The sequence below is a fragment of the Pseudomonas sp. DR48 genome (genome assembly GCF_019823085.1).
Classification (GTDB): domain Bacteria; phylum Pseudomonadota; class Gammaproteobacteria; order Pseudomonadales; family Pseudomonadaceae; genus Aquipseudomonas.
Map to the genome: position 1 here is coordinate 2,941,550 of NZ_CP081946.1, position 19,521 is coordinate 2,961,070.

Consider the following 19,521-nt stretch of genomic DNA (forward strand, 5'->3'; position numbering starts at 1 on the left):
CCTTTAGTCGATGACTTTCGGAACCAGGTACAGGCCGTTTTCGACCGCTGGTGCGATGGACTGGTAGGCCTCGCGATGATTGGTCTCGGTCACGACGTCTGCACGCAGGCGCTGGCTGGCTTCCAGTGGGTGGGCGAGCGGCTCGATACCGTCGGTATTGACCGCCTGCATTTCGTCGACCAGCCCGAGAATGCTGTTCAGGGCCGAAGTAATATGTGGAAGATCGGCATCATTAAGGCCAAGGCAGGCCAGATGAGCGATTTTTTCCACGTCGGAGCGTTCAAGCGCCATGGGAATCTCCAGTGGAAAACAGAACGGACGTCGTCCGTGTGTTAGATTGTCGGAACACTACCGCATTTCTACGGTCATAAGGCCGCGATTGTGGGGGTTGGTGCACAGAAAAGCGGCCAATTTAACATATTGGCGCCTTGCCCAAAATCCCTGTCGTTGTTAGAGTTTGCCGCACTTTTTTACCCACGCGTTGCCTAGGGTCCCTTTCCCATGTTCAAGAAACTGCGTGGCATGTTTTCCAGCGATCTTTCCATTGACCTGGGCACTGCCAACACCCTTATTTACGTGCGCGAGCGCGGTATCGTCCTGAATGAGCCATCGGTTGTGGCTATTCGGACACACGGTAACCAGAAAAGTGTCGTTGCTGTCGGCACCGAAGCCAAGCGCATGCTCGGCCGAACGCCGGGCAACATTGCTGCCATTCGTCCGATGAAGGATGGCGTGATTGCCGACTTCAGCGTCTGCGAAAAGATGCTGCAATACTTTATCAACAAGGTTCACGAAAACAGCTTTCTGCAGCCAAGCCCTCGTGTGTTGATCTGCGTTCCGTGCAAATCCACCCAGGTTGAGCGTCGTGCCATCCGTGAATCGGCCCTTGGTGCCGGTGCCCGTGAAGTGTTCCTGATCGAAGAGCCGATGGCTGCTGCGATCGGTGCCGGCCTGCCGGTTGAAGAAGCGCGCGGTTCGATGGTCGTCGATATCGGTGGTGGTACCACTGAAATCGCACTGATCTCCCTGAACGGTGTGGTTTACGCCGAATCCGTGCGGGTTGGCGGCGACCGCTTCGACGAAGCGATCATCACCTACGTGCGTCGTAACTACGGCAGCCTGATCGGCGAATCCACTGCCGAGCGCATCAAGCAGGAAATCGGTACGGCCTACCCGGGCGGCGAAGTGCGTGAAGTCGACGTTCGCGGCCGTAACCTGGCCGAAGGCGTTCCACGCGCTTTCACCCTGAACTCCAATGAAGTGCTGGAAGCTCTGCAAGAGTCTCTGGCAACCATCGTTCAGGCGGTCAAAAGTGCCCTGGAGCAATCGCCTCCGGAACTGGCGTCCGATATCGCCGAGCGTGGCCTGGTACTGACCGGTGGTGGCGCCTTGCTGCGTGACCTCGACAAGTTGCTGGCCCAGGAAACAGGTCTGCCGGTGATTGTCGCCGAAGACCCGCTGACCTGTGTGGCTCGCGGCGGTGGTCGTGCGTTGGAGATGATGGACAAGCACACCATGGACCTGCTTTCCAGCGAGTAAGTCGCCGGATCGCATCTATGCTGTTGAGCGCGCAGGCGGCACTTTGCAGTGCTGCCTGTTGGCGTTTATCTTCTGTCACTCTGCATCCAGGCCGGTTTGATGCCGTATGAATAAAGAAACAATTTGCCTGGGAGGAGCGGCTTATTAAACCGCTTTTCACCAAGGGCCCCTCACTGGGCGTGCGCGTATTAGTGCTGGTCGTGCTTTCGGTCGCCCTGATGGTGGTCGATGCCCGATTCACACTGCTCAAGCCAGTGCGTAGCCAAATGTCGCTGGTGCTGATGCAGTCTTACTGGATCACCGACCTGCCGCAGCGGCTATGGCAGGGTGTGGCCAGCCAATTTGGCAGCCGTACCGAACTCGTCGCCGAAAACGAAAAACTCAAGACCGAAAACCTGTTGTTGCAGGGGCGCATGCAAAAGCTGGCGGCCCTCACCGAGCAGAACGTTCGGCTGCGCGAGTTGCTCAATTCCTCCGCGCTGGTCAACGAGAAGGTCGAAGTGGCCGAGTTGATCGGCATGGACCCCAATCCTTTCACCCATCGCATCATCATCAATAAAGGTGAGCGCGACGGTGTGATCCTCGGTCAGCCGGTGCTCGATGCCCGCGGCCTGATGGGGCAGGTGGTTGAACTGATGCCTTACACCTCTCGCGTGCTGCTGCTGACCGACACCACGCACAGCATTCCGGTGCAGGTAAACCGCAATGGGCTGCGCGCGATTGCCAGTGGCACCGGTAACCCGGAACGCCTCGAACTTCGCCACGTGGCCGATACGGCAGACATCAAGGAAGGCGATCTGCTGGTCAGCTCAGGCTTGGGCCAGCGTTTCCCGGCCGGTTACCCGGTGGCAACGGTCAAGGAAGTGATCCACGATTCCGGCCAGCCCTTTGCCATCGTGCGCGCCGTGCCGACCGCCGCCCTGAACCGCAGTCGTTACCTGCTGCTGGTGTTCAGCGACGGTCGTACCGCTGAAGAGCGCGCCAATGAAGCCGCACAGGCTCAGGAAGCCCTGGATCAACACGGCGGCGGGCCGATCTTCCCGGCCACCGTATCGAAGCCTGCCCTGGTGCCGACACCGGCAGCTGCACCCGTGGCGGCTCCGGCTAATCCGGCTGTTCCGGCAGCTGCACCGGCTGCGGCAACCCCGGCCAAGCCCGCGACCACCCGACACTCGGCCGCCAAGCCTCCCGCCACGCAGCCGGCGGCCACCAAACCGCCTGCGACTCAACCCGCTGCCGTGAAGCCTGCTGCCAAGCCGCCTGCCTCCGCGCCAGCCTCTACTGGGGGACGAGAATAATGGTCGGTGCGACTGCATCGCGAAACGGCTGGATCGTCTGGCTGACCTTCGCCATCGGCATGCTGCTCAGCGTTTCGCCGCTGCCACAATTCATGGAAATCCTGCGTCCCTTGTGGCTGGCCTTGCTGCTGGCCTTCTGGGCGCTGACCATGCCGCAAAAAGTCGGCATGGTCACCGCGTGGTGCCTGGGTCTGGCTGAAGACGTGCTCTACGGCACATTACTGGGTCAGAACGCGTTAATCCTGACACTGATCACCTTTCTGGTGCTGTCGCTGCAACAGCGACTGCGCATGTTCCCGATGTGGCAACAGAGCCTGGTGATCCTGGTGATCTTCGGCCTCGCCCAGCTTGTTCAGCTGTGGTTGAGCGCCTTGACCGGCAACCGCCAGCCGACGCTGGCGCTGGTCTTGCCGGCACTGGTCAGTGCCTTGCTCTGGCCTTGGGTCAGCTACGGTTTGCGCGGGTTGCGTCGACGCTACAAAATTACTTGATTCGGTCAGGCATTGGCCCGTATTGGCAGTAGACAAGGGAGATGTCTTGATGAAGTTATACCTCGCCTCAGGCTCGCCGCGTCGGCGTGAGCTGCTCACGCAGATCGGCGTGCCGTTCTCCGCCATCAGTGCGGACATCGATGAAACCCCTCTAAAACATGAATCCCCGTCGGCTTATGTCGAACGCCTCGCGCGTGGCAAGGCCGAAGCCGGGCGCGGCACGCTCGCGTCAGGTGAAGATTTTTGCGTACTGGGTGCCGACACCGCCGTGGTACTCGACGGGAAAATTCTTGGCAAACCGGTGGACGAAGCCGATGCGTGCGCCATGCTTATGTTGTTGGCCGGTCAGGAACACGAAGTATTGACCGCCATTGCGGTGCTCGACGGCGAACGCTGTGAGTCTCGGGTTGTGCGCAGCCTGGTGCGCTTTCGCGACATCAGTCGCGAAGAAGCAGCGGCCTATTGGGCCAGCGGCGAACCCCGGGACAAGGCTGGCGGCTATGGGATTCAAGGACTGGGCGCGGTGTTTGTCGCCGGGCTCAATGGCAGCTACTCGGCTGTGGTCGGGTTGCCGCTGTGCGAAACCTGCGAGCTGCTGGGCCATTTCGGCATACCCTGTTGGCAAACCCTTAACGCGCGCTGAGCGTCGTTCTGACAAGATGCGGCCATTATCGTGAACATGCCTGAACGAGACCCTGCCATGAGTGAAGAGATCCTGATCAACATCACGCCGATGGAATCGCGCGTGGCGGTGGTCGAAAACGGTGTTCTGCAAGAGGTCCACGTCGAGCGCACGCAAAAGCGCGGGATCGTCGGCAATATCTATAAAGGCAAGGTCGTGCGGGTGTTACCGGGCATGCAGGCCGCATTCGTCGATATCGGACTGGACCGCGCCGCGTTTATTCATGCCTCGGAAATTTCCTTGCGTGAAGGGCCCGCGGTAGAAAGCATCAGCGCGTTGGTCCATGAAGGCCAGAGCCTGGTGGTGCAAGTCACCAAGGACCCGATCGGTTCCAAGGGCGCGCGCCTGACCACTCAGTTATCGATTCCATCGCGCTACCTGGTGTACATGCCGCGCACGGCCCACGTCGGCATTTCGCTGAAGATCGAGGACGAAGCGGAGCGCGAACGCCTCAAGCAAGTGGTCACCGATTGCGTGGACAAAGAAGGCATCAAGGAGGCGGGCGGTTTCATCCTGCGCACGGCCGCCGAAGGGGCGGGCGCCGATGAAATCCTGATGGACATTCGCTACCTGCGCCGTCTCTGGGATCAGATCAACGAACAGATCAAGACCATCAGCGCGCCGAGTGTGATCTACGAAGACCTCGGCCTGGCGTTGCGCACCTTGCGTGACCTGGTGAGCCCGAAGATCGAGAAGATCCGTATCGATTCCCGGGAAACCTTCCAGAAAACCACGCAGTTCGTCGCCGAATTGATGCCGGAGATCGCTGATCGCCTGGAGCATTACCCGGGCGAGCGGCCCATCTTCGACCTGTACGGCGTCGAAGACGAAATCCAGAAGGCCCTCGAACGCAAAGTGCCGCTCAAGTCCGGCGGTTATCTGGTGGTCGATCCGGCCGAAGCCATGAGCACCATCGACGTCAACACCGGCGCGTTCGTGGGGCATCGCAACCTCGAAGAAACCATTTTCAAGACCAACCTCGAAGCCGCGACCGCCATCGCACGCCAACTGCGCCTGCGCAATCTGGGCGGAATCATCATCATCGACTTCATCGACATGGAAGACGAAGAGCACCAGCGCCAGGTCTTGCGTACCCTCGAGAAGCAACTTGAGCGCGATCACGCCAAGACCAACATCATCGGTATCACCGAGTTGGGCCTGGTGCAGATGACCCGCAAGCGCACCCGCGAAAGTCTTGAGCAAGTGCTCTGCGAACCGTGCAGCAGCTGTCAGGGACGCGGCAAATTGAAGACGCCGGAAACGGTCTGTTATGAAATTTTTCGCGAAATCCTCCGTGAGGCACGCGCCTATCAAGCGGAAGGCTATCGTGTATTGGCGAACCAGAAAGTCGTCGATCGTTTGCTCGACGAGGAGTCGGGCAATGTCGCCGAACTGGAAGGATTTATCGGGCGGACCATCCGGTTTCAGGTGGAAACCATGTATTCCCAGGAACAATACGACGTGGTGCTGCTCTGAATCGTTGTGTTTCAACCTCACTAAATCGGCTGGCCTCAGCTTTTTGCAGCATTTTTGCCATGGGAGCCAACTGACATGGAACGTCTGACACGCATTTTGGCCGCACTGACCCGCTGGGGTCTTGGCCTGTGCGCGTTGGTATTGGTGTTGATGGCGTTATACGTCAGCCTCGGCCGGGAGTTGACGCCTCTGGTGGCCGAATATCGAGCCGACGTCGAAACCAAAGCCAGCGCCGCCCTTGGCATGCCGCTGCAGATCGGTAAGCTGGAAGGCAACTGGAGCGGGTTCGCGCCGATCCTCCTGGCGCACGATGTCACGGTCGGCGAGGGCTCCAATGCCCTGCGTCTGGATCAGGTGCGGGCGGTGCCGGACGTTTGGGAAAGCTTGCTCGCGCGCGAAGTACGCATCGCTCATCTGGAACTCAATGGCCTGAAGATCAGCCTCAAGGAAGGCCTGGACGGGAAATGGGCGCTGGAAGGTCTGCCGGTGCAACAGGACCAGCCGCTCGACCCTGAGCAATTGCTCAATCGCATGCAAATGGTCGCGCAATTGTCAGTGATCGACAGCCAGGTGACGTTGCTGCCACTGGATCAGCCGCCGCTGACCCTGACCTACGTGGGCCTGAACCTGAAAACCGGCGTGTCCCGCCAGCGACTCGACGCCCGTTTGACCCTGCCCGATGGCCAACCGTTGGCCATGAGTGTGCGCACCCGTATTCGCGCCAGCGAATGGAAGGATGGCGAAGCCGAGGCGTACCTGAGCCTGCCGCAAAGCGACTGGTCGAAATGGCTGCCCGGGAGCCTGACCCGGCAATGGAATTTCTCCGAGATCAAGGCCGGTGGCGAACTCTGGGTGACCTGGGGCAAGGGCGAGCTGCAAAGCGCTGCCATTCGCTTGAACGCGCCACAGCTCAAGGGCGCCTACGCCGAACGCAAGCCGATCCAGATCAACAACCTGGCGCTCAACGGCTATTTCCAGCGCAGCTCCGAAGGCATGCTGGTGACGTTGGATTCCCTGGCCATGAACCTTGGCGCGAGCCGCTGGGAATCGCACCTGCAACTGCGCCAGAGCATCGCGACCGATAAGGCTGACGAAGTCTGGCACTTGCAAGCCGACCGCCTCGATCTCACCCCGCTCACGCCGCTGATAAATGCCTTGGGGCCGCTACCGGAAGGTGTTGCCACCGCGATCGAGCGACTCAAGGTCACCGGTGGTCTACGCAACGTGCTGATCGATCTGCGGCCCAATGCCACCGACGACAGCAAGTTCAGCTTTGCCGCCAACCTCGACCAGGTCGGCTTCGACGCCTATCACGGTGCTCCGGCGGCGCGAAATGTCAGCGGCAGCATCAGCGGCGACCTCGGTCAGGGCGAACTGCGGATGGACAGCAAGGACTTTGTCCTGCACCTTGACCCGATCTTTGCCAAGCCATGGCAATACATCCAGGCCAATGCCCGGCTGACCTGGAAGCTCGACAAAGATGGCTTCACCCTGATCGCGCCGTACCTCAAGGTGCTGGGCGAAGAGGGCAAGATTGCCGGTGACTTCCTGATCCGCCTGCATTTCGACCATACCCAGGAAGACTACATGGACCTGCGGGTTGGCCTGGTGGATGGCGACGGTCGCTACACCGCCAAATACCTGCCGACCATGCTCAGCCCGGCACTGGACGAATGGCTGCGCACAGCGATTCTCAAAGGTGCGGTAGACCAGGGTTTCTTCCAGTATCAAGGCTCGCTGAACCATGGCGCCGAAGACACCGCCCGCAGCATCAGCCTGTTCTTCAAGGTGCATGACGCCGAACTGGCGTTTCAGCCAGGCTGGCCACATGTCAGCAAGGTGAGCGGTGATGTGTTTGTCGAAGACAGCGGTGTGCGGATCCTAGCCAGCAAGGGCCAGTTGCTCAACACCCAGGTCAGCGACATCTACGTCAATATTCCCCATGTGCCGGCCGGGCAAAGCGTTCACCTGTTTCTCGACGGCGGTTTCGCCGGCGGATTGGGCGATGGCCTGAAGATTCTTCAGGAAGCACCGATCGGCACGGCTGACACCTTTGCCGGATGGGAAGGCGAGGGCGATCTGCAAGGCAAGTTGAAACTGGACATTCCCTTGGTAAAAGGCGAACAGCCGAAAATTCTCGTCGACTTCAAGACAGCCAAGGCCCGCTTGAAGCTGGCCGAGCCTGCGCTGGAGTTGACGCAACTCAAAGGCGATTTCCGTTTTGACAGCACCAAGGGGTTGAGCGGACAGAACATTACTGCTCGGGCCTTCGACAGGCCGGTCACCGCGCAGATTTTTGCCGATGGCAGCCCGGGTTATATCAAGACCCGTGTCAGCGCATCTGGTCAGGTAGAGGTCAAGAAACTCACGGACTGGTTGAACGTGACCCAACCACTGCCGGCATCCGGTTTGATCCCGTATCAGTTGCAACTGAACCTCGACGGGCCTGACAGCCAGTTGATGGTCAATTCCAGTCTCAAAGGCGTGGCTATCGATTTGCCGGCACCGTTCGGCATGACTGCCGAAGCCGGACGCGACACCACGTTCCGCATGACCCTGCAGGGACAGGAGCGGCGCTATTGGGTCGACTATGGTGAGTTGGCAAACTTCACGTTCGCCGCGCCGCCCGGCAATTTTGCCGATGGTCGCGGTGAGTTGTTCCTCGGCGGCGGCGCTGCTGTCCTGCCTGGCGCCAAAGGCCTTCGAGTGCGTGGCGTGCTGTCGGAACTGGATGTCGGCCCCTGGAAAGATTTGGCGGACAAGTACGCCGGCCAGGACCCGGGCGGCAGTGCCAAGCAACTGCTCAGCAGCGCGGACTTCAAGGTTGGCAAGCTGAGCGGCATCGGCACCACGCTCGATCAGGCGTCGGTGCAGTTGAACCGCAAACCCGCCGCGTGGGCCCTGCAGCTCGACAGTCAGCAGGTCAAGGGCAACGCGAGCATCCCGGATGCGCAGGGCGCGCCGATTGCGATCAATCTGCAAACCGTGCGCTTGCCGGCGCCGGATCCTAAAGTGCTGGCCGACGAGAATTCGCCGGATCCGCTGGCCTCCGTAGACCCGACCAAGATCCCTGCACTGGATATCACCATCAATCAGCTATTCCAGGGGCAAGACCTGGTCGGTGCCTGGTATCTGAAAATCCGTCCGACCGCCAGAGGCATCGCGCTCAATACCCTGGACTTGGGGCTCAAGGGCATTCTGTTGCAGGGCAATGGTGGCTGGGAAGGGATACCGGGGAGTTCCAGCAGTTGGTTCAAGGGACGAATCAGCGGCAAGAACCTTGCCGATGTACTCAAAGGCTGGGGCTTTGCGCCGAGCGTCACCAGCGAAGAGTTTCGTATGGACGTGGATGGTCGCTGGCCGGGCTCCCCAGCCTGGCTGGCGAGCAAGCGTTTCTCCGGCACCCTGGATGCATCGCTGAGCAAAGGCCAGTTCGTTGAAGTCGAGGGCGGTGCCCAGGCCCTGCGGGTTTTCGGCCTGCTCAACTTCAACTCCATCGGTCGCCGTCTGCGCCTGGACTTCTCCGACTTGTTTGGCAAAGGCCTGAGTTATGACCGGGTCAAAGGCCTGCTGGTTGCGACCAACGGCGTTTACGTGACCAAGGAGCCCATCCAGATGACCGGACCTTCGAGCAATGTTGAGCTCAACGGCACGCTGAACCTGGTCGGTGACCAGATCGATGCCAAATTGATGGTGACGTTGCCGGTGACCAACAATCTGCCGATTGCCGCGTTGATCGTCGGCGCACCGGCGGTTGGCGGCGCGCTGTTCCTGATCGACAAGTTGATCGGAGACCGGGTGGCCCGTTTCGCCAGCGTGAAATACACGGTCAAAGGACCGTGGAAAGAGCCGAAAATCACCTACGACAAACCTTTTTGACAGCGCCACGCTTCAGGCCGATGGAGTAGCATGGCCGTAAGTCCCCTGTAGGAGCTGTCGAGTGAAACGAGACTGCGATCTTTTGATCTTTGATGTTAAAAAGCAAAATCAAAAGATCGCAGCCTCGTTTCACTCGACAACCCCTACAGGTATGTGTTGATTCCAGATCAGGAAAAGGCCATGTCTTTTGCGGTGATTCAAATGGTCAGCCAGAGCGATGTGCTGGCCAATCTTGCCCGGGCCCGTCATCTGCTCGAGCAGGCGGCAGCCGGCGGTGCGCAGCTTGCGGTGCTGCCAGAAAACTTCGCGGCCATGGGCCGTCGCGACATTGCCGACATTGGTCGCGCCGAGGCCTTGGGTGAAGGCCCGATCCTGCCGTGGTTGAAACAGACCGCCCGCGACCTCAAGTTATGGATAGTGGCCGGCACATTGCCGTTGCCGCCGATGGATCAACCGACGGCCAAGGTGCATGCCTGCTCGCTCTTAGTGAACGACCAGGGCGAGACAGTGGCGCGTTACGACAAGCTGCACCTGTTCGACGTGGACGTTGCGGACAATCGCGGGCGTTATCGCGAGTCCGATGACTATGCTCATGGCAGCGGCGTGGTGTTAGCCGATACACCCGTCGGCCGGGTCGGCCTGACGGTGTGTTATGACCTGCGTTTCCCGGAGCTGTATAGCGAATTACGGGCTGGCGGCGCGCAGCTGATTACCGCGCCATCGGCTTTTACGGCGGTGACCGGCGCGGCGCACTGGGACGTGCTGATTCGCGCGCGGGCCATCGAGACTCAATGTTACATACTCGCAGCCGCTCAGGGTGGGACGCATCCGGGGCCGCGAGAAACCTTTGGCCATGCCGCGATCATCGACCCGTGGGGCCGCGTGCTGGCGCAACAGGATCAAGGCGAGGCCGTGCTGCTGGCCGAACGCGATAGCAGCGAACAGGCGTCCATCAGGGCGCGGATGCCGGTGTCCAGTCACCGGCGCTTTTTCTCGCAGGGCGCCCAGCGACCTGCCTCAGAACGATGAATTTAAGGCGTAAAGCATATGAGCGAGTTGTTGTCCTCAGTCAGTGAACACCTCCTGGCGCCCGGCGGCGTAACCATCGAAAGCCTGCAAGGTGTGCTCGGCGATCTGGCCGGCCCGGGCATCGATGCCGCCGACCTGTATTTCCAGGGGCAGATTTCCGAGTCCTGGGCGCTGGAAGACGGGATCGTCAAGGAAGGCAGCTTCAACCTCGATCAGGGCGTCGGCGTTCGTGCGCAATCGGGTGAAAAAACCGGGTTTGCCTACAGCAATGCGATCACGCTGGAAGCCCTGGGCGCGGCGGCACGTGCTGCGCGCTCGATCTCGCGCGCCGGGCAGAATGGCACGGTGCAGGCGTTCACCACGGCCGATGTCGCCCAGTTATACGGGCCGGACAATCCTTTGGAAGTGATGACGCGCGCCGAGAAAGTCGAGTTGCTTAAACGCATCGACGTCGCGACACGCGCCCTCGACCCGCGTATTCAGCAAGTCACCGTGAGCATGGCCGGCGTCTGGGAGCGAATCCTCGTGGCTTCGACGGACGGTAGTCTGGCGGCAGATGTACGGCCATTGGTGCGCTTTAACGTCAGCGTGATCGTCGAGCAGAACGGTCGCCGCGAGCGCGGTGGTCATGGCGGTGGCGGTCGCACCGATTACCGTTATTTCCTCAGCGATGACCGCGCCATGGGTTACGCCCGTGAAGCGTTGCGTCAGGCGCTGGTCAACCTTGAAGCGATCCCGGCGCCGGCCGGTACGTTGCCGGTGGTGTTGGGTTCGGGTTGGTCCGGCGTGCTGCTGCACGAAGCGGTCGGTCACGGCCTGGAAGGCGACTTCAACCGCAAGGGCAGTTCCGCCTACAGCGGGCGCATGGGCGAGATGGTTGCGTCCAAGCTCTGCACCATCGTCGATGACGGTACGTTGGCGGGCCGCCGCGGCTCCCTGAGCGTCGACGACGAGGGCACCCCGACCGAGTGCACCACGCTGATCGAGAACGGCGTACTCAAGGGCTACATGCAGGACAAGCTCAACGCACGCCTGATGGGCGTTGCCCGCACCGGTAACGGTCGCCGTGAATCCTACGCACACTTGCCGATGCCGCGCATGACCAACACCTACATGCTGGCGGGCGAAAGCGACCCGGCGGAAATCATTGCCTCGGTAAAACGCGGCATCTACTGCGCCAACCTCGGCGGTGGTCAGGTAGACATCACCAGCGGCAAGTTTGTGTTCTCCACCAGCGAGGCGTACCTGATCGAAGACGGCAAGATTACCGCCCCGGTCAAAGGCGCGACATTGATCGGCAACGGTCCGGAAGCCATGAGCAAGGTGTCGATGGTCGGCAATGATCTGGCGCTGGACAGCGGAGTGGGGACGTGTGGCAAGGATGGGCAGTCGGTGCCGGTGGGTGTCGGCCAGCCAACGCTGAAAATCGATGCGATCACTGTGGGTGGCACAGGATCGTAAACAGGATGGAGCTTCGGGTGAGCCGCTTGGCGACTCACCCGATTCGAGCATCAACGCAGGCCGCGTTGAGTCTCGTCCAGCTCACGGATGTACTTGAAGATTTTACGGCTCGATGCCGGTGGCTTGTTGGTCGCCAGTTCGTGCTGGGCCTGACGGATCAGGGAGCGCAACTGCTGACGATCAGCCTCCGGGTAGTCGAGCACGAACTTCTCCAGGACTGCATCGTCGCCCGCGATCAAGCGATCGCGCCAGCGTTCCAGACCATGGAAACGTTCGTTGTACTGCCGGGTGGAGGCATCGAGTTGATCGAGCAAGGTCAGAATGGCGTCAGTGTCCTGATCGCGCATCAGTTTGCCGATGAACATAAGGTGCCGTTTACGCGCGATATTCGCGGTGTGCTTGGGCGCATCGGCCAGAGCCCGACGCATAGCGTCGGTCAACGGCAGTTTTGCCAGCAAGTCAGGCTTGAGCGTTGTAAGGCGCTCGCCGAGGTCAACCAGAGCATGAAGCTCGCGTTTGACCTGGGATTTGCTTTTTTCTCCCGTATCGAGGGAGTCGTCGTAAGAATCAACCATGGTGGCCGTCCGCAAAGAAACGCCGCCATGATAACCAGTCGGGGGCCGCTTGTCCGGCCCGGTCGCTCGAAGGCCCTAGCCGAAAGCAGAATTTGAGTGGAGAACAGCATGAGTGCAGTTGAAAGCGTCGGCCCACAAGCGTTGCCGGCACTGCAAGAACAAGTCGAGCAGATCATCGCTGAAGCCAAGCGCCAGGGTGCCAGTGCCTGTGAAGTGGCGGTGTCGCTGGAGCAGGGCCTGTCCACTTCGGTGCGTCAGCGCGAAGTCGAAACCGTCGAATTCAACCGCGATCAGGGCTTTGGCATCACCTTGTACGTCGGTCAGCGCAAAGGCTCGGCCAGTACATCGGCCAGTGGCCCGGAAGCCATTCGCGAAACCGTCGCTGCGGCGTTGGCCATCGCCAAGCACACCTCGGAAGACGAAGCGTCGGGCCTGGCTGATGCCGCGTTGATGGCCCGGGATCTGCCGGATTTCGACCTGTTCCACCAATGGGACATTACCCCGGAGCAGGCCATCGAGCAGGCGCTGACCTGTGAGGCGGCGGCGTTTGCGGCCGATAGCCGGATCAAGAATGCTGACGGCACGACCCTCAGCACCCATCAAGGCTGCCGTGTTTACGGCAACAGCCACGGGTTTATCGGCGGCTACGCGTCGACTCGTCACAGCCTGAGCTGCGTCATGATCGCCGAGGCCGATGGCCAGATGCAGCGCGATTACTGGTATGACGTGAACCGTCAGGGCAACTTGCTGGCCAGTCCGGAGAGCATCGGCCAGCGTGCCGCTCAACGGGCGGCGAGCCGCCTGGGCGCGCGTCCGGTGCCGACTTGCGAAGTGCCGGTGCTGTTTTCCGCTGAACTGGCCGGTGGTTTGTTCGGTAGTTTCCTGTCGGCGATTTCCGGCGGTAGCCTGTATCGCAAATCGTCGTTCCTTGAAGGCACCTTGGGGCAGAAGCTGTTCCCGGAATGGCTGACCATCGATGAACGTCCGCATTTGATGCGCGCCATGGGCAGTTCGGCGTTCGACGGTGATGGCTTGGCGACCTATGCCAAGCCGTTCGTCGAAAAGGGCGAATTGGTGTCGTACATCCTTGGCACCTATTCCGGCCGTAAGCTGGGTATGCCAAGTACCGCCAACGCAGGCGGCGTACACAACCTGTTCGTCACCCATGGCGACGAAGATCAGGCAGCGTTGCTGCGCCGTATGGGGCGTGGCTTGCTGGTCACCGAGTTGATGGGGCAGGGCCTGAACATGGTCACGGGCGATTATTCCCGTGGCGCGGCCGGTTATTGGGTCGAGAACGGCGAAATCCAGTTCGCGGTTCAGGAAGTGACCATTGCCGGCAACATGCGCGACATGTTCAAGCAGATCGTCGCGGTGGGTAATGACCTGGAGCTGCGTAGCAACATTCGTACAGGCTCGGTGTTGATCGAGCGGATGACCGTGGCCGGTAGCTAACGCTTATCGCAGCGCAAAAAAGGCGCGCCACCCGATTGGGTGGCGCGCCTTTTTTATTGCATCTTGCACCGCCCCCGTGGGAGCGAACTGCTACATAAAGGGGGCGGTTATTCGCCTTCGTCGAAGTAGTTGTTGATCAACTGCACCAGGGCATCCAGCGCTTCCTGTGCCTGCTCGCCTTCAGTGTTGAGGTGGATCTTCGTGCCCTTGCCAGCAGCGAGCATCATCATGGCCATGATGCTTTTGCCGTCGACGGTGGATTCTGGCGTGCGTCCAACTCTGATTGTGCAATCCTTGAATTGACCCGCAACGCCAACGAATTTTGCCGAAGCGCGGGCATGCAGGCCCAGCTTGTTGATGATTTCGATTTCCAGAGCAGGCATCGCGATGTGAATCCTTTAGCTGAGGTCGCGGTGGCGGACCTGGACGTTCTTCAGGGATTGTTGCAGAACCTGGCCCAGACGTTCGGTCAGGTAGACGGAGCGGTGATGCCCGCCGGTGCAGCCAATGGCAATGGTGACATAAGCACGGTTGCTCGCAGCGAAGCGCGGCAGCCATTTTAGCAGGTAGGAGGAAATGTCCTGGAACATCTCTTCGACGTCCGGTTGCGCCGCCAGGTACTCGGCCACCGGTTGATCAAGCCCGGACAGCTCGCGCAACTCCGGCTTCCAGTAAGGGTTGGGCAGGCAGCGCACGTCGAACACAAGGTCTGCGTCGACTGGCATGCCTCGCTTGAATCCGAACGACTCCACCAGGAACGCAGTGCCGCTGTCCGGCTGGTTCAGCAGGCGCAACTTGATGGTATCGCGCAACTGATACAGGTTCAGGTTGGTGGTGTTGACTTTGAGGTCGGCCAGGTCGGCAATCGGCCCCAGCAAACTGGTCTCGTCCTGAATCGCCTCGGCCAACGAACGGTGGGCGGTACTGAGCGGGTGGCGACGGCGGGTTTCCGAAAACCGTTTGAGCAGTGTTTCTTCGTCGGCGTCCAGGTACAGCACATCGCATTTGATGTGCCGGCTGCGCACTTCTTCCAGTAGTTCCGGAAATCGCGACAGATGACTGGGCAGGTTGCGGGCATCGATGGATACCGCGACCAGCGGTTGTGCGAGCTCGGTATGAATCAGCGCGCGCTCGGCGAGTTCCGGCAGCAAGCCGGCGGGCAGGTTGTCGATGCAGTAGTAGCCGTTGTCCTCGAGAACATCGAGTGCGGTACTTTTACCTGAGCCGGAACGGCCACTGACAATGATCAAGCGCATGATTAATGACCGTTTTGCTCGCTCAGGACGACCTGATACAAGGCTTCATTACTCGGGGCGCTGCGCAGTTTTTCGCGCACTTCCTTGCGATCGAGCATGCTGGCGATCTGGCGCAGTAGCTCCAGGTGCGCATCGGTAGCGGCCTGCGGGACCAGCAGCACGAACAGCAGGTCAACCGGGGCGCCGTCGATGGCGTCGAAATCGATGGGGGCTTCAAGGTGTATCAGGGCACTGATGGGCGCTTCGCAGCCCTTGATGCGACAGTGAGGGATGGCGATGCCGTTGCCAAAACCGGTCGAACCGAGTTTTTCACGGGCAATCAAAGCCTCGAAGACATCTTGCATCTCCAGATCCGGCACTTCCCGGGCGATCAGGGTGGCAATTTGCTCAAGGGCTTTCTTTTTACTGCCGCCCGGCACGTTCACGAGAGAACGGCCGGGGGTCAGGATGTTTTCAAGTCGGATCATGGGTTGGGAGTGTTAACGACCGGTAGCGCCCTGGAGCAGGCTTTGGGTCTTTTCCTTATGCTTTTTGAGTTGTTTATCGAGCTTGTCGGTCAGTAAGTCGATCGCCGCGTACATATCGGTATGTTCCGCGTTGGCGACCACTTCATTGCCGGGAATATGCAACGTGGCTTCGATTTTCTGCTTCAGCTTTTCGACGCACATCGTGACCTGCACGTTGGTGATCTTGTCGAAATGCCTCTCTAATCGTTCGAGTTTTTCGCCGATGTAGGCGCGCAGAGGTTCGGTCACTTCCAGTTGGTGTCCACTGATGTTGACTTGCATACAGCTTCTCCTTCGTTGCCAGTGCATAAAGCGGTAGACCAGATGATCTACCACTGGAACGCTGTGGCGTGGCTCTACATCAACCGCTTGCGTTCGCTCGAAGGCGCGATCCCGAGGGATTCGCGGTACTTGGCGACGGTGCGGCGAGCCACCTGAATGCCTTGTGCCTCCAGTAAACCAGCGATCTTGCTGTCACTCAACGGCTTTTTCTGATTTTCCGCCGCAACCAGTTTTTTGATGATTGCGCGGATCGCCGTGGACGAGCATTCGCCGCCTTCGGAGGTGCTGACGTGGCTGGAAAAAAAGTATTTCAGTTCATAAATGCCCCGAGGGGTATGCATGAATTTCTGTGTGGTCACCCGTGAAATGGTCGACTCGTGCATGCCCACTGCCTCGGCAATGTCGTGCAGGACCAGCGGTTTCATCGCTTCGTCGCCGTACTCCAGGAAGCCGCGCTGATGCTCGACGATCTGGGTGGCCACTTTCATCAGGGTTTCGTTGCGGCTTTGCAGGCTCTTGATGAACCAGCGTGCTTCCTGCAACTGATTGCGCATGAAAGTGTTGTCGGCGCTGGTGTCGGCGCGGCGCACGAAACCGGCATATTGGGCGTTGACCCGCAGCCGTGGCACCGATTCCTGATTCAGCTCGACCAGCCAGCGCTCGTTGTCCTTGCGCACGATCACGTCAGGGACGACGTATTCGGCTTCGCTCGACTCGATCTGCGAGCCCGGACGCGGGTTGAGGCTCTGCACCAGTTCGATCACCTGGCGCAGTTCATCTTCCTTGAGCTTCATGCGGCGCATCAGCTGGCTGTAGTCGCGGCTACCGAGCAGATCGATGTAGTCGGTGACCAGGCGCTTGGCTTCCGCCAGCCAAGGTGTCTTGGCTGGCAGCTGGCGCAGTTGCAGCAGCAGGCATTCGCCCAGGTTGCGGGCGCCGATACCGGCCGGTTCGAATTGCTGGATGCGATGCAGGACGGCTTCGATTTCGTCCAGTTCGATGTCCAGTTCCGGATCGAAGGCTTCGAGGATTTCCTCGAGGGTTTCGTCCAGGTAGCCCTGATTGTTGATGCAATCGATCAGGGTCACGGCGATCAAGCGATCGGTGTCGGACATCGGTGCCAGGTTCAGCTGCCACAGCAAATGGCTTTGCAGGCTTTCACCGGCCGATGTACGGGTAGTGAAATCCCACTCGTCGTCATCGCTGCTCGGCAGGCTGCTGGCGCTGGTCTGGTAAACGTCTTCCCATGCCGTATCGACGGGCAGCTCGTTGGGAATGCGCTCATTCCAGTCACCTTCCTCCAGGTTGTCCACCGTCGGGGCGGTTTCCTGGTAGGAGGGCTCTGAAACATCGGCGTTGGGTTGTTGTTCGGCTTTGTCGGCCAAGGGGTCGGCGTTATCGAAGTCGTCGCCTTCTTCCTGGCGTTCGAGCATCGGATTGGACTCCAGAGCCTCCTGGATTTCCTGTTGCAGGTCCAGGGTCGACAATTGGAGCAGGCGGATGGCCTGTTGCAGCTGCGGTGTCATCGTCAGCTGCTGGCCCATTCTCAAGACTAGCGATGGTTTCATGGCAGGGGCTAAACACCTTATTCGCCGGCGCACATGCGCCATCCACTACAGGGCGCCGGAGCGCCAAACATAAGCAAATTATATGCCCGAAACTGCAGCGTTTGCCTAGAGCGCCGTAACAATAAAAAAATGTTGATTTTTTATCGAGACAAGCGCTCGGGCGACCAGCCAGACACCTCAGTGCTTACAGGCGGAACTCATGGCCCAGATAGACTTCTTTCACCAGGTCATTGGCCAGGATTGTGGCGGAGTCGCCTTCGGCAATGAGCTGTCCATCGTTAACGATGTAGGCGGTTTCGCAGATATCAAGGGTCTCACGGACGTTGTGGTCAGTGATCAACACGCCAATGCCTTTGGCCTTGAGGTGGTAGATGATCTGTTTGATGTCGCCCACCGAAATCGGGTCCACACCGGCGAATGGTTCGTCGAGCAGGATGAATTTCGGGTTGGTGGCCAGGGCGCGTGCGATTTCCACGCGGCGGCGCTCACCACCGGACAGGCTCATGCCGAGGTTGTCACGGATGTGGCTGATATGGAATTCCTGCAGCAGGCTTTCCAGTTCCTTGCGACGACCGTCCTTGTCGAGCTCCTTGCGGGTCTCGAGGATGGCCATGATGTTGTCGGCCACCGACAGTTTGCGAAAAATCGACGCTTCTTGCGGAAGATAGCCGATACCGGCCTTTGCACGACCGTGCATTGGCTGGTGGCTGACGTCCAGGTCATCGATCAGCACACGACCCTGATCGGCCTGCACCAGGCCGACAATCATATAGAAGCAGGTGGTCTTGCCGGCGCCGTTAGGGCCCAGCAGGCCGACGATCTGACCGCTGTCGATTGACAGGCTGACGTCACGCACGACCTGGCGGCTCTTGTAGCTCTTGGCCAGATGCTGAGCTTTCAGAGTTGCCATTATGGAGCCTTTTTCGCGTCGTTTTTCGGCTTGGGCTGGATCACCATGTCGATGCGTGGGCGCGCTTCGGTGACCTTGTTGCCTGTGGCGCGACCGGCGCTCGCAAGCTTTTTGACGGTGTCGTAGACGATTTTCTCGCCTTGAGTGATGTTGTTGTCCTTGTCGATGACTTTTGCCTTATCGATCAGGACGATGCGGTTTTGCGCGGCGTGGTACTGGATGGTGATGCCCCAGCCCTGAACAGGCTTGGTATCGCCGGCGGTCTGCAATTGTTCGAAGTAGGCGAGGTTGCCCACCGAGGTCACCACGTCAATTTCACCGGTCGGCGTGCGGGTGATGGTCACGGTGTTGCCTTTAACGATCATCGAGCCCTGGGTGATGATCACGTCACCTTTATAGGTGGCAACGCCATTCTTGTCGTCCAGTTGGGCATCGTCGGCCTGAATGCGGATAGGCTGCTCTTGATCGTTCGGCAGAGCCCAGGCGCTCACGCTTCCCAGTGCTGCGCCCAGACTGAGCAAAATAGGGAGAGTTTTAACGAGCCTCATACTGTCCTCTTACGTTCGATAGCAGGTGTATCCTGCTTTCTTTCAAGTACGCTTTCATTCCGTTGCCTGTCGATACACCGCCAGCGCCGTCGATTCTAACGGGTTGATCGGTCTGCGCATATTGCTCCTTGGGGAACACAGTCATACGGGTGGTGGTAATCAGGGTCTTGCGGTTTTTCTCGTCGAAACGCGTGATGCGCACTGAATCAATCAGTTCGACCTGAGTGCCGTCGGGATTGACTTCTCCTCGCTCGCTCTGGACGTGCCACGGAAACTGGGTGCCGCGAAACATGTTCAGGTCGGGGTTGGTCAGCAACGTCACCTCGGTCGCTTTCAGGTGTTCAACCTTGTCGGACGTCATTTCGTACTGCAATTTGCCGTCCGGCAGGTACTGCACGCTGTGGGCGTTGGTGGCGTAATAGTCAATGGCGCTTTCGTCGACCTTGGCTACGGCCTTATCGAGGAAGCGTTCCGGGCTGATGTTCCAGTAGCCGACCGCGGCGAACAGCGCCGCGATGCAACTGAACAACAGCATGTTACGAATCTTTTTGCTCAACATAATGGGC

19 protein-coding genes are annotated in these 19,521 nt (G+C 59.6%); 9 read left to right on the plus strand and 10 right to left on the minus strand.

Going from position 1 to position 19,521, the window contains the following annotated elements; translation table 11 throughout:
• Positions 1 to 3 precede the first annotated feature (3 nt).
• Positions 4 to 291, minus strand: a complete 288-nt coding sequence (gatC, locus tag K5K95_RS13205; RefSeq protein WP_007901429.1) for an Asp-tRNA(Asn)/Glu-tRNA(Gln) amidotransferase subunit GatC — start codon at positions 289 to 291, stop codon at positions 4 to 6.
• A 210-nt stretch (positions 292 to 501) separates the two neighbouring features.
• On the opposite strand from gatC, the gene mreB reads away from it, so the two are divergent.
• The 8 genes from mreB (at position 502) to tldD (ending at position 11,855) form a co-directional block, all read left to right on the plus strand.
• Positions 502 to 1,539, plus strand: coding sequence for a rod shape-determining protein MreB (gene mreB / locus K5K95_RS13210; protein WP_002555108.1), 1,038 nt, complete (start codon positions 502 to 504; stop codon positions 1,537 to 1,539).
• A 191-nt stretch (positions 1,540 to 1,730) separates the two neighbouring features.
• A complete protein-coding gene (mreC, locus tag K5K95_RS13215; RefSeq protein WP_409999730.1) occupies positions 1,731 to 2,837 on the plus strand; it encodes a rod shape-determining protein MreC in 1,107 nt (368 codons plus the stop codon).
• On the plus strand, positions 2,837 to 3,328 hold the full coding sequence (mreD, locus tag K5K95_RS13220; protein ID WP_222589782.1) for a rod shape-determining protein MreD: 492 nt from the start codon (positions 2,837 to 2,839) through the stop codon (positions 3,326 to 3,328). Before mreC ends, mreD begins: the two co-directional genes overlap by 1 nt.
• 46 nt (positions 3,329 to 3,374) lie before the next feature.
• Positions 3,375 to 3,971 (plus strand): Maf family protein, encoded by a 597-nt coding sequence (locus K5K95_RS13225; RefSeq protein ID WP_222589783.1) that lies wholly within the window; start codon positions 3,375 to 3,377, stop codon positions 3,969 to 3,971.
• Between the two features lie 57 nt (positions 3,972 to 4,028).
• Complete coding sequence (rng, locus tag K5K95_RS13230; RefSeq protein WP_090175503.1) at positions 4,029 to 5,486, plus strand: ribonuclease G; 1,458 nt, start codon at positions 4,029 to 4,031, stop codon at positions 5,484 to 5,486.
• Positions 5,487 to 5,561: 75 nt separating this feature from the next.
• A complete protein-coding gene (locus K5K95_RS13235) occupies positions 5,562 to 9,365 on the plus strand; it encodes a YhdP family protein (protein WP_222589784.1) in 3,804 nt (1,267 codons plus the stop codon).
• Positions 9,366 to 9,545: 180 nt separating this feature from the next.
• On the plus strand, positions 9,546 to 10,394 hold the full coding sequence (locus tag K5K95_RS13240) for a carbon-nitrogen hydrolase family protein (RefSeq protein WP_222589785.1): 849 nt from the start codon (positions 9,546 to 9,548) through the stop codon (positions 10,392 to 10,394).
• 18 nt (positions 10,395 to 10,412) lie between these two features.
• Complete coding sequence (gene tldD / locus K5K95_RS13245) at positions 10,413 to 11,855, plus strand: metalloprotease TldD (RefSeq protein WP_222589786.1); 1,443 nt, start codon at positions 10,413 to 10,415, stop codon at positions 11,853 to 11,855.
• Between the two features lie 50 nt (positions 11,856 to 11,905).
• Here tldD and yjgA read toward each other — a convergent pair whose 3' ends face one another.
• A complete protein-coding gene (gene yjgA, locus K5K95_RS13250) occupies positions 11,906 to 12,430 on the minus strand; it encodes a ribosome biogenesis factor YjgA (protein WP_007901505.1) in 525 nt (174 codons plus the stop codon).
• 108 nt (positions 12,431 to 12,538) lie between these two features.
• Between yjgA and pmbA the strand changes: the two genes are divergently transcribed.
• The gene (gene pmbA / locus K5K95_RS13255; protein ID WP_222589787.1) at positions 12,539 to 13,885 is read left to right on the plus strand and encodes a metalloprotease PmbA; all 1,347 of its coding nucleotides are present in this window, start codon (positions 12,539 to 12,541) and stop codon (positions 13,883 to 13,885) included.
• A 107-nt stretch (positions 13,886 to 13,992) separates the two neighbouring features.
• On the opposite strand, the gene K5K95_RS13260 is transcribed toward pmbA, so the two are convergent.
• From K5K95_RS13260 to lptC, 8 genes are all read right to left on the minus strand, one after another.
• Entirely contained in the window at positions 13,993 to 14,268 is a 276-nt protein-coding gene (locus K5K95_RS13260; protein ID WP_222589788.1) for an HPr family phosphocarrier protein, read from the minus strand.
• Between the two features lie 15 nt (positions 14,269 to 14,283).
• Complete coding sequence (gene rapZ, locus K5K95_RS13265) at positions 14,284 to 15,141, minus strand: RNase adapter RapZ (protein WP_090175484.1); 858 nt, start codon at positions 15,139 to 15,141, stop codon at positions 14,284 to 14,286.
• A 2-nt stretch (positions 15,142 to 15,143) separates the two neighbouring features.
• Positions 15,144 to 15,608, minus strand: a complete 465-nt coding sequence (gene ptsN / locus K5K95_RS13270) for a PTS IIA-like nitrogen regulatory protein PtsN (protein ID WP_222589789.1) — start codon at positions 15,606 to 15,608, stop codon at positions 15,144 to 15,146.
• A gap of 12 nt (positions 15,609 to 15,620) precedes the next feature.
• Positions 15,621 to 15,929 carry a ribosome hibernation-promoting factor, HPF/YfiA family gene (hpf, locus tag K5K95_RS13275; protein WP_095190855.1) on the minus strand — a complete coding sequence of 103 codons (309 nt, stop codon included), beginning with the start codon at positions 15,927 to 15,929 and terminating at the stop codon, positions 15,621 to 15,623.
• 74 nt (positions 15,930 to 16,003) lie between these two features.
• The gene (locus K5K95_RS13280; protein WP_090175476.1) at positions 16,004 to 17,497 is read right to left on the minus strand and encodes an RNA polymerase factor sigma-54; all 1,494 of its coding nucleotides are present in this window, start codon (positions 17,495 to 17,497) and stop codon (positions 16,004 to 16,006) included.
• Positions 17,498 to 17,681: 184 nt separating this feature from the next.
• A complete protein-coding gene (gene lptB / locus K5K95_RS13285; protein ID WP_090175473.1) occupies positions 17,682 to 18,407 on the minus strand; it encodes an LPS export ABC transporter ATP-binding protein in 726 nt (241 codons plus the stop codon).
• A complete protein-coding gene (gene lptA, locus K5K95_RS13290; protein ID WP_222589790.1) occupies positions 18,407 to 18,955 on the minus strand; it encodes a lipopolysaccharide transport periplasmic protein LptA in 549 nt (182 codons plus the stop codon). The genes lptB and lptA overlap by 1 nt, the downstream gene beginning before the upstream one ends.
• Positions 18,942 to 19,514: an LPS export ABC transporter periplasmic protein LptC gene (gene lptC, locus K5K95_RS13295; RefSeq protein WP_222589791.1), complete on the minus strand. Its 573-nt coding sequence runs from the start codon at positions 19,512 to 19,514 to the stop codon at positions 18,942 to 18,944. The genes lptA and lptC overlap by 14 nt, the downstream gene beginning before the upstream one ends.
• Between the last annotated feature and the right edge of the window lie 7 nt (positions 19,515 to 19,521).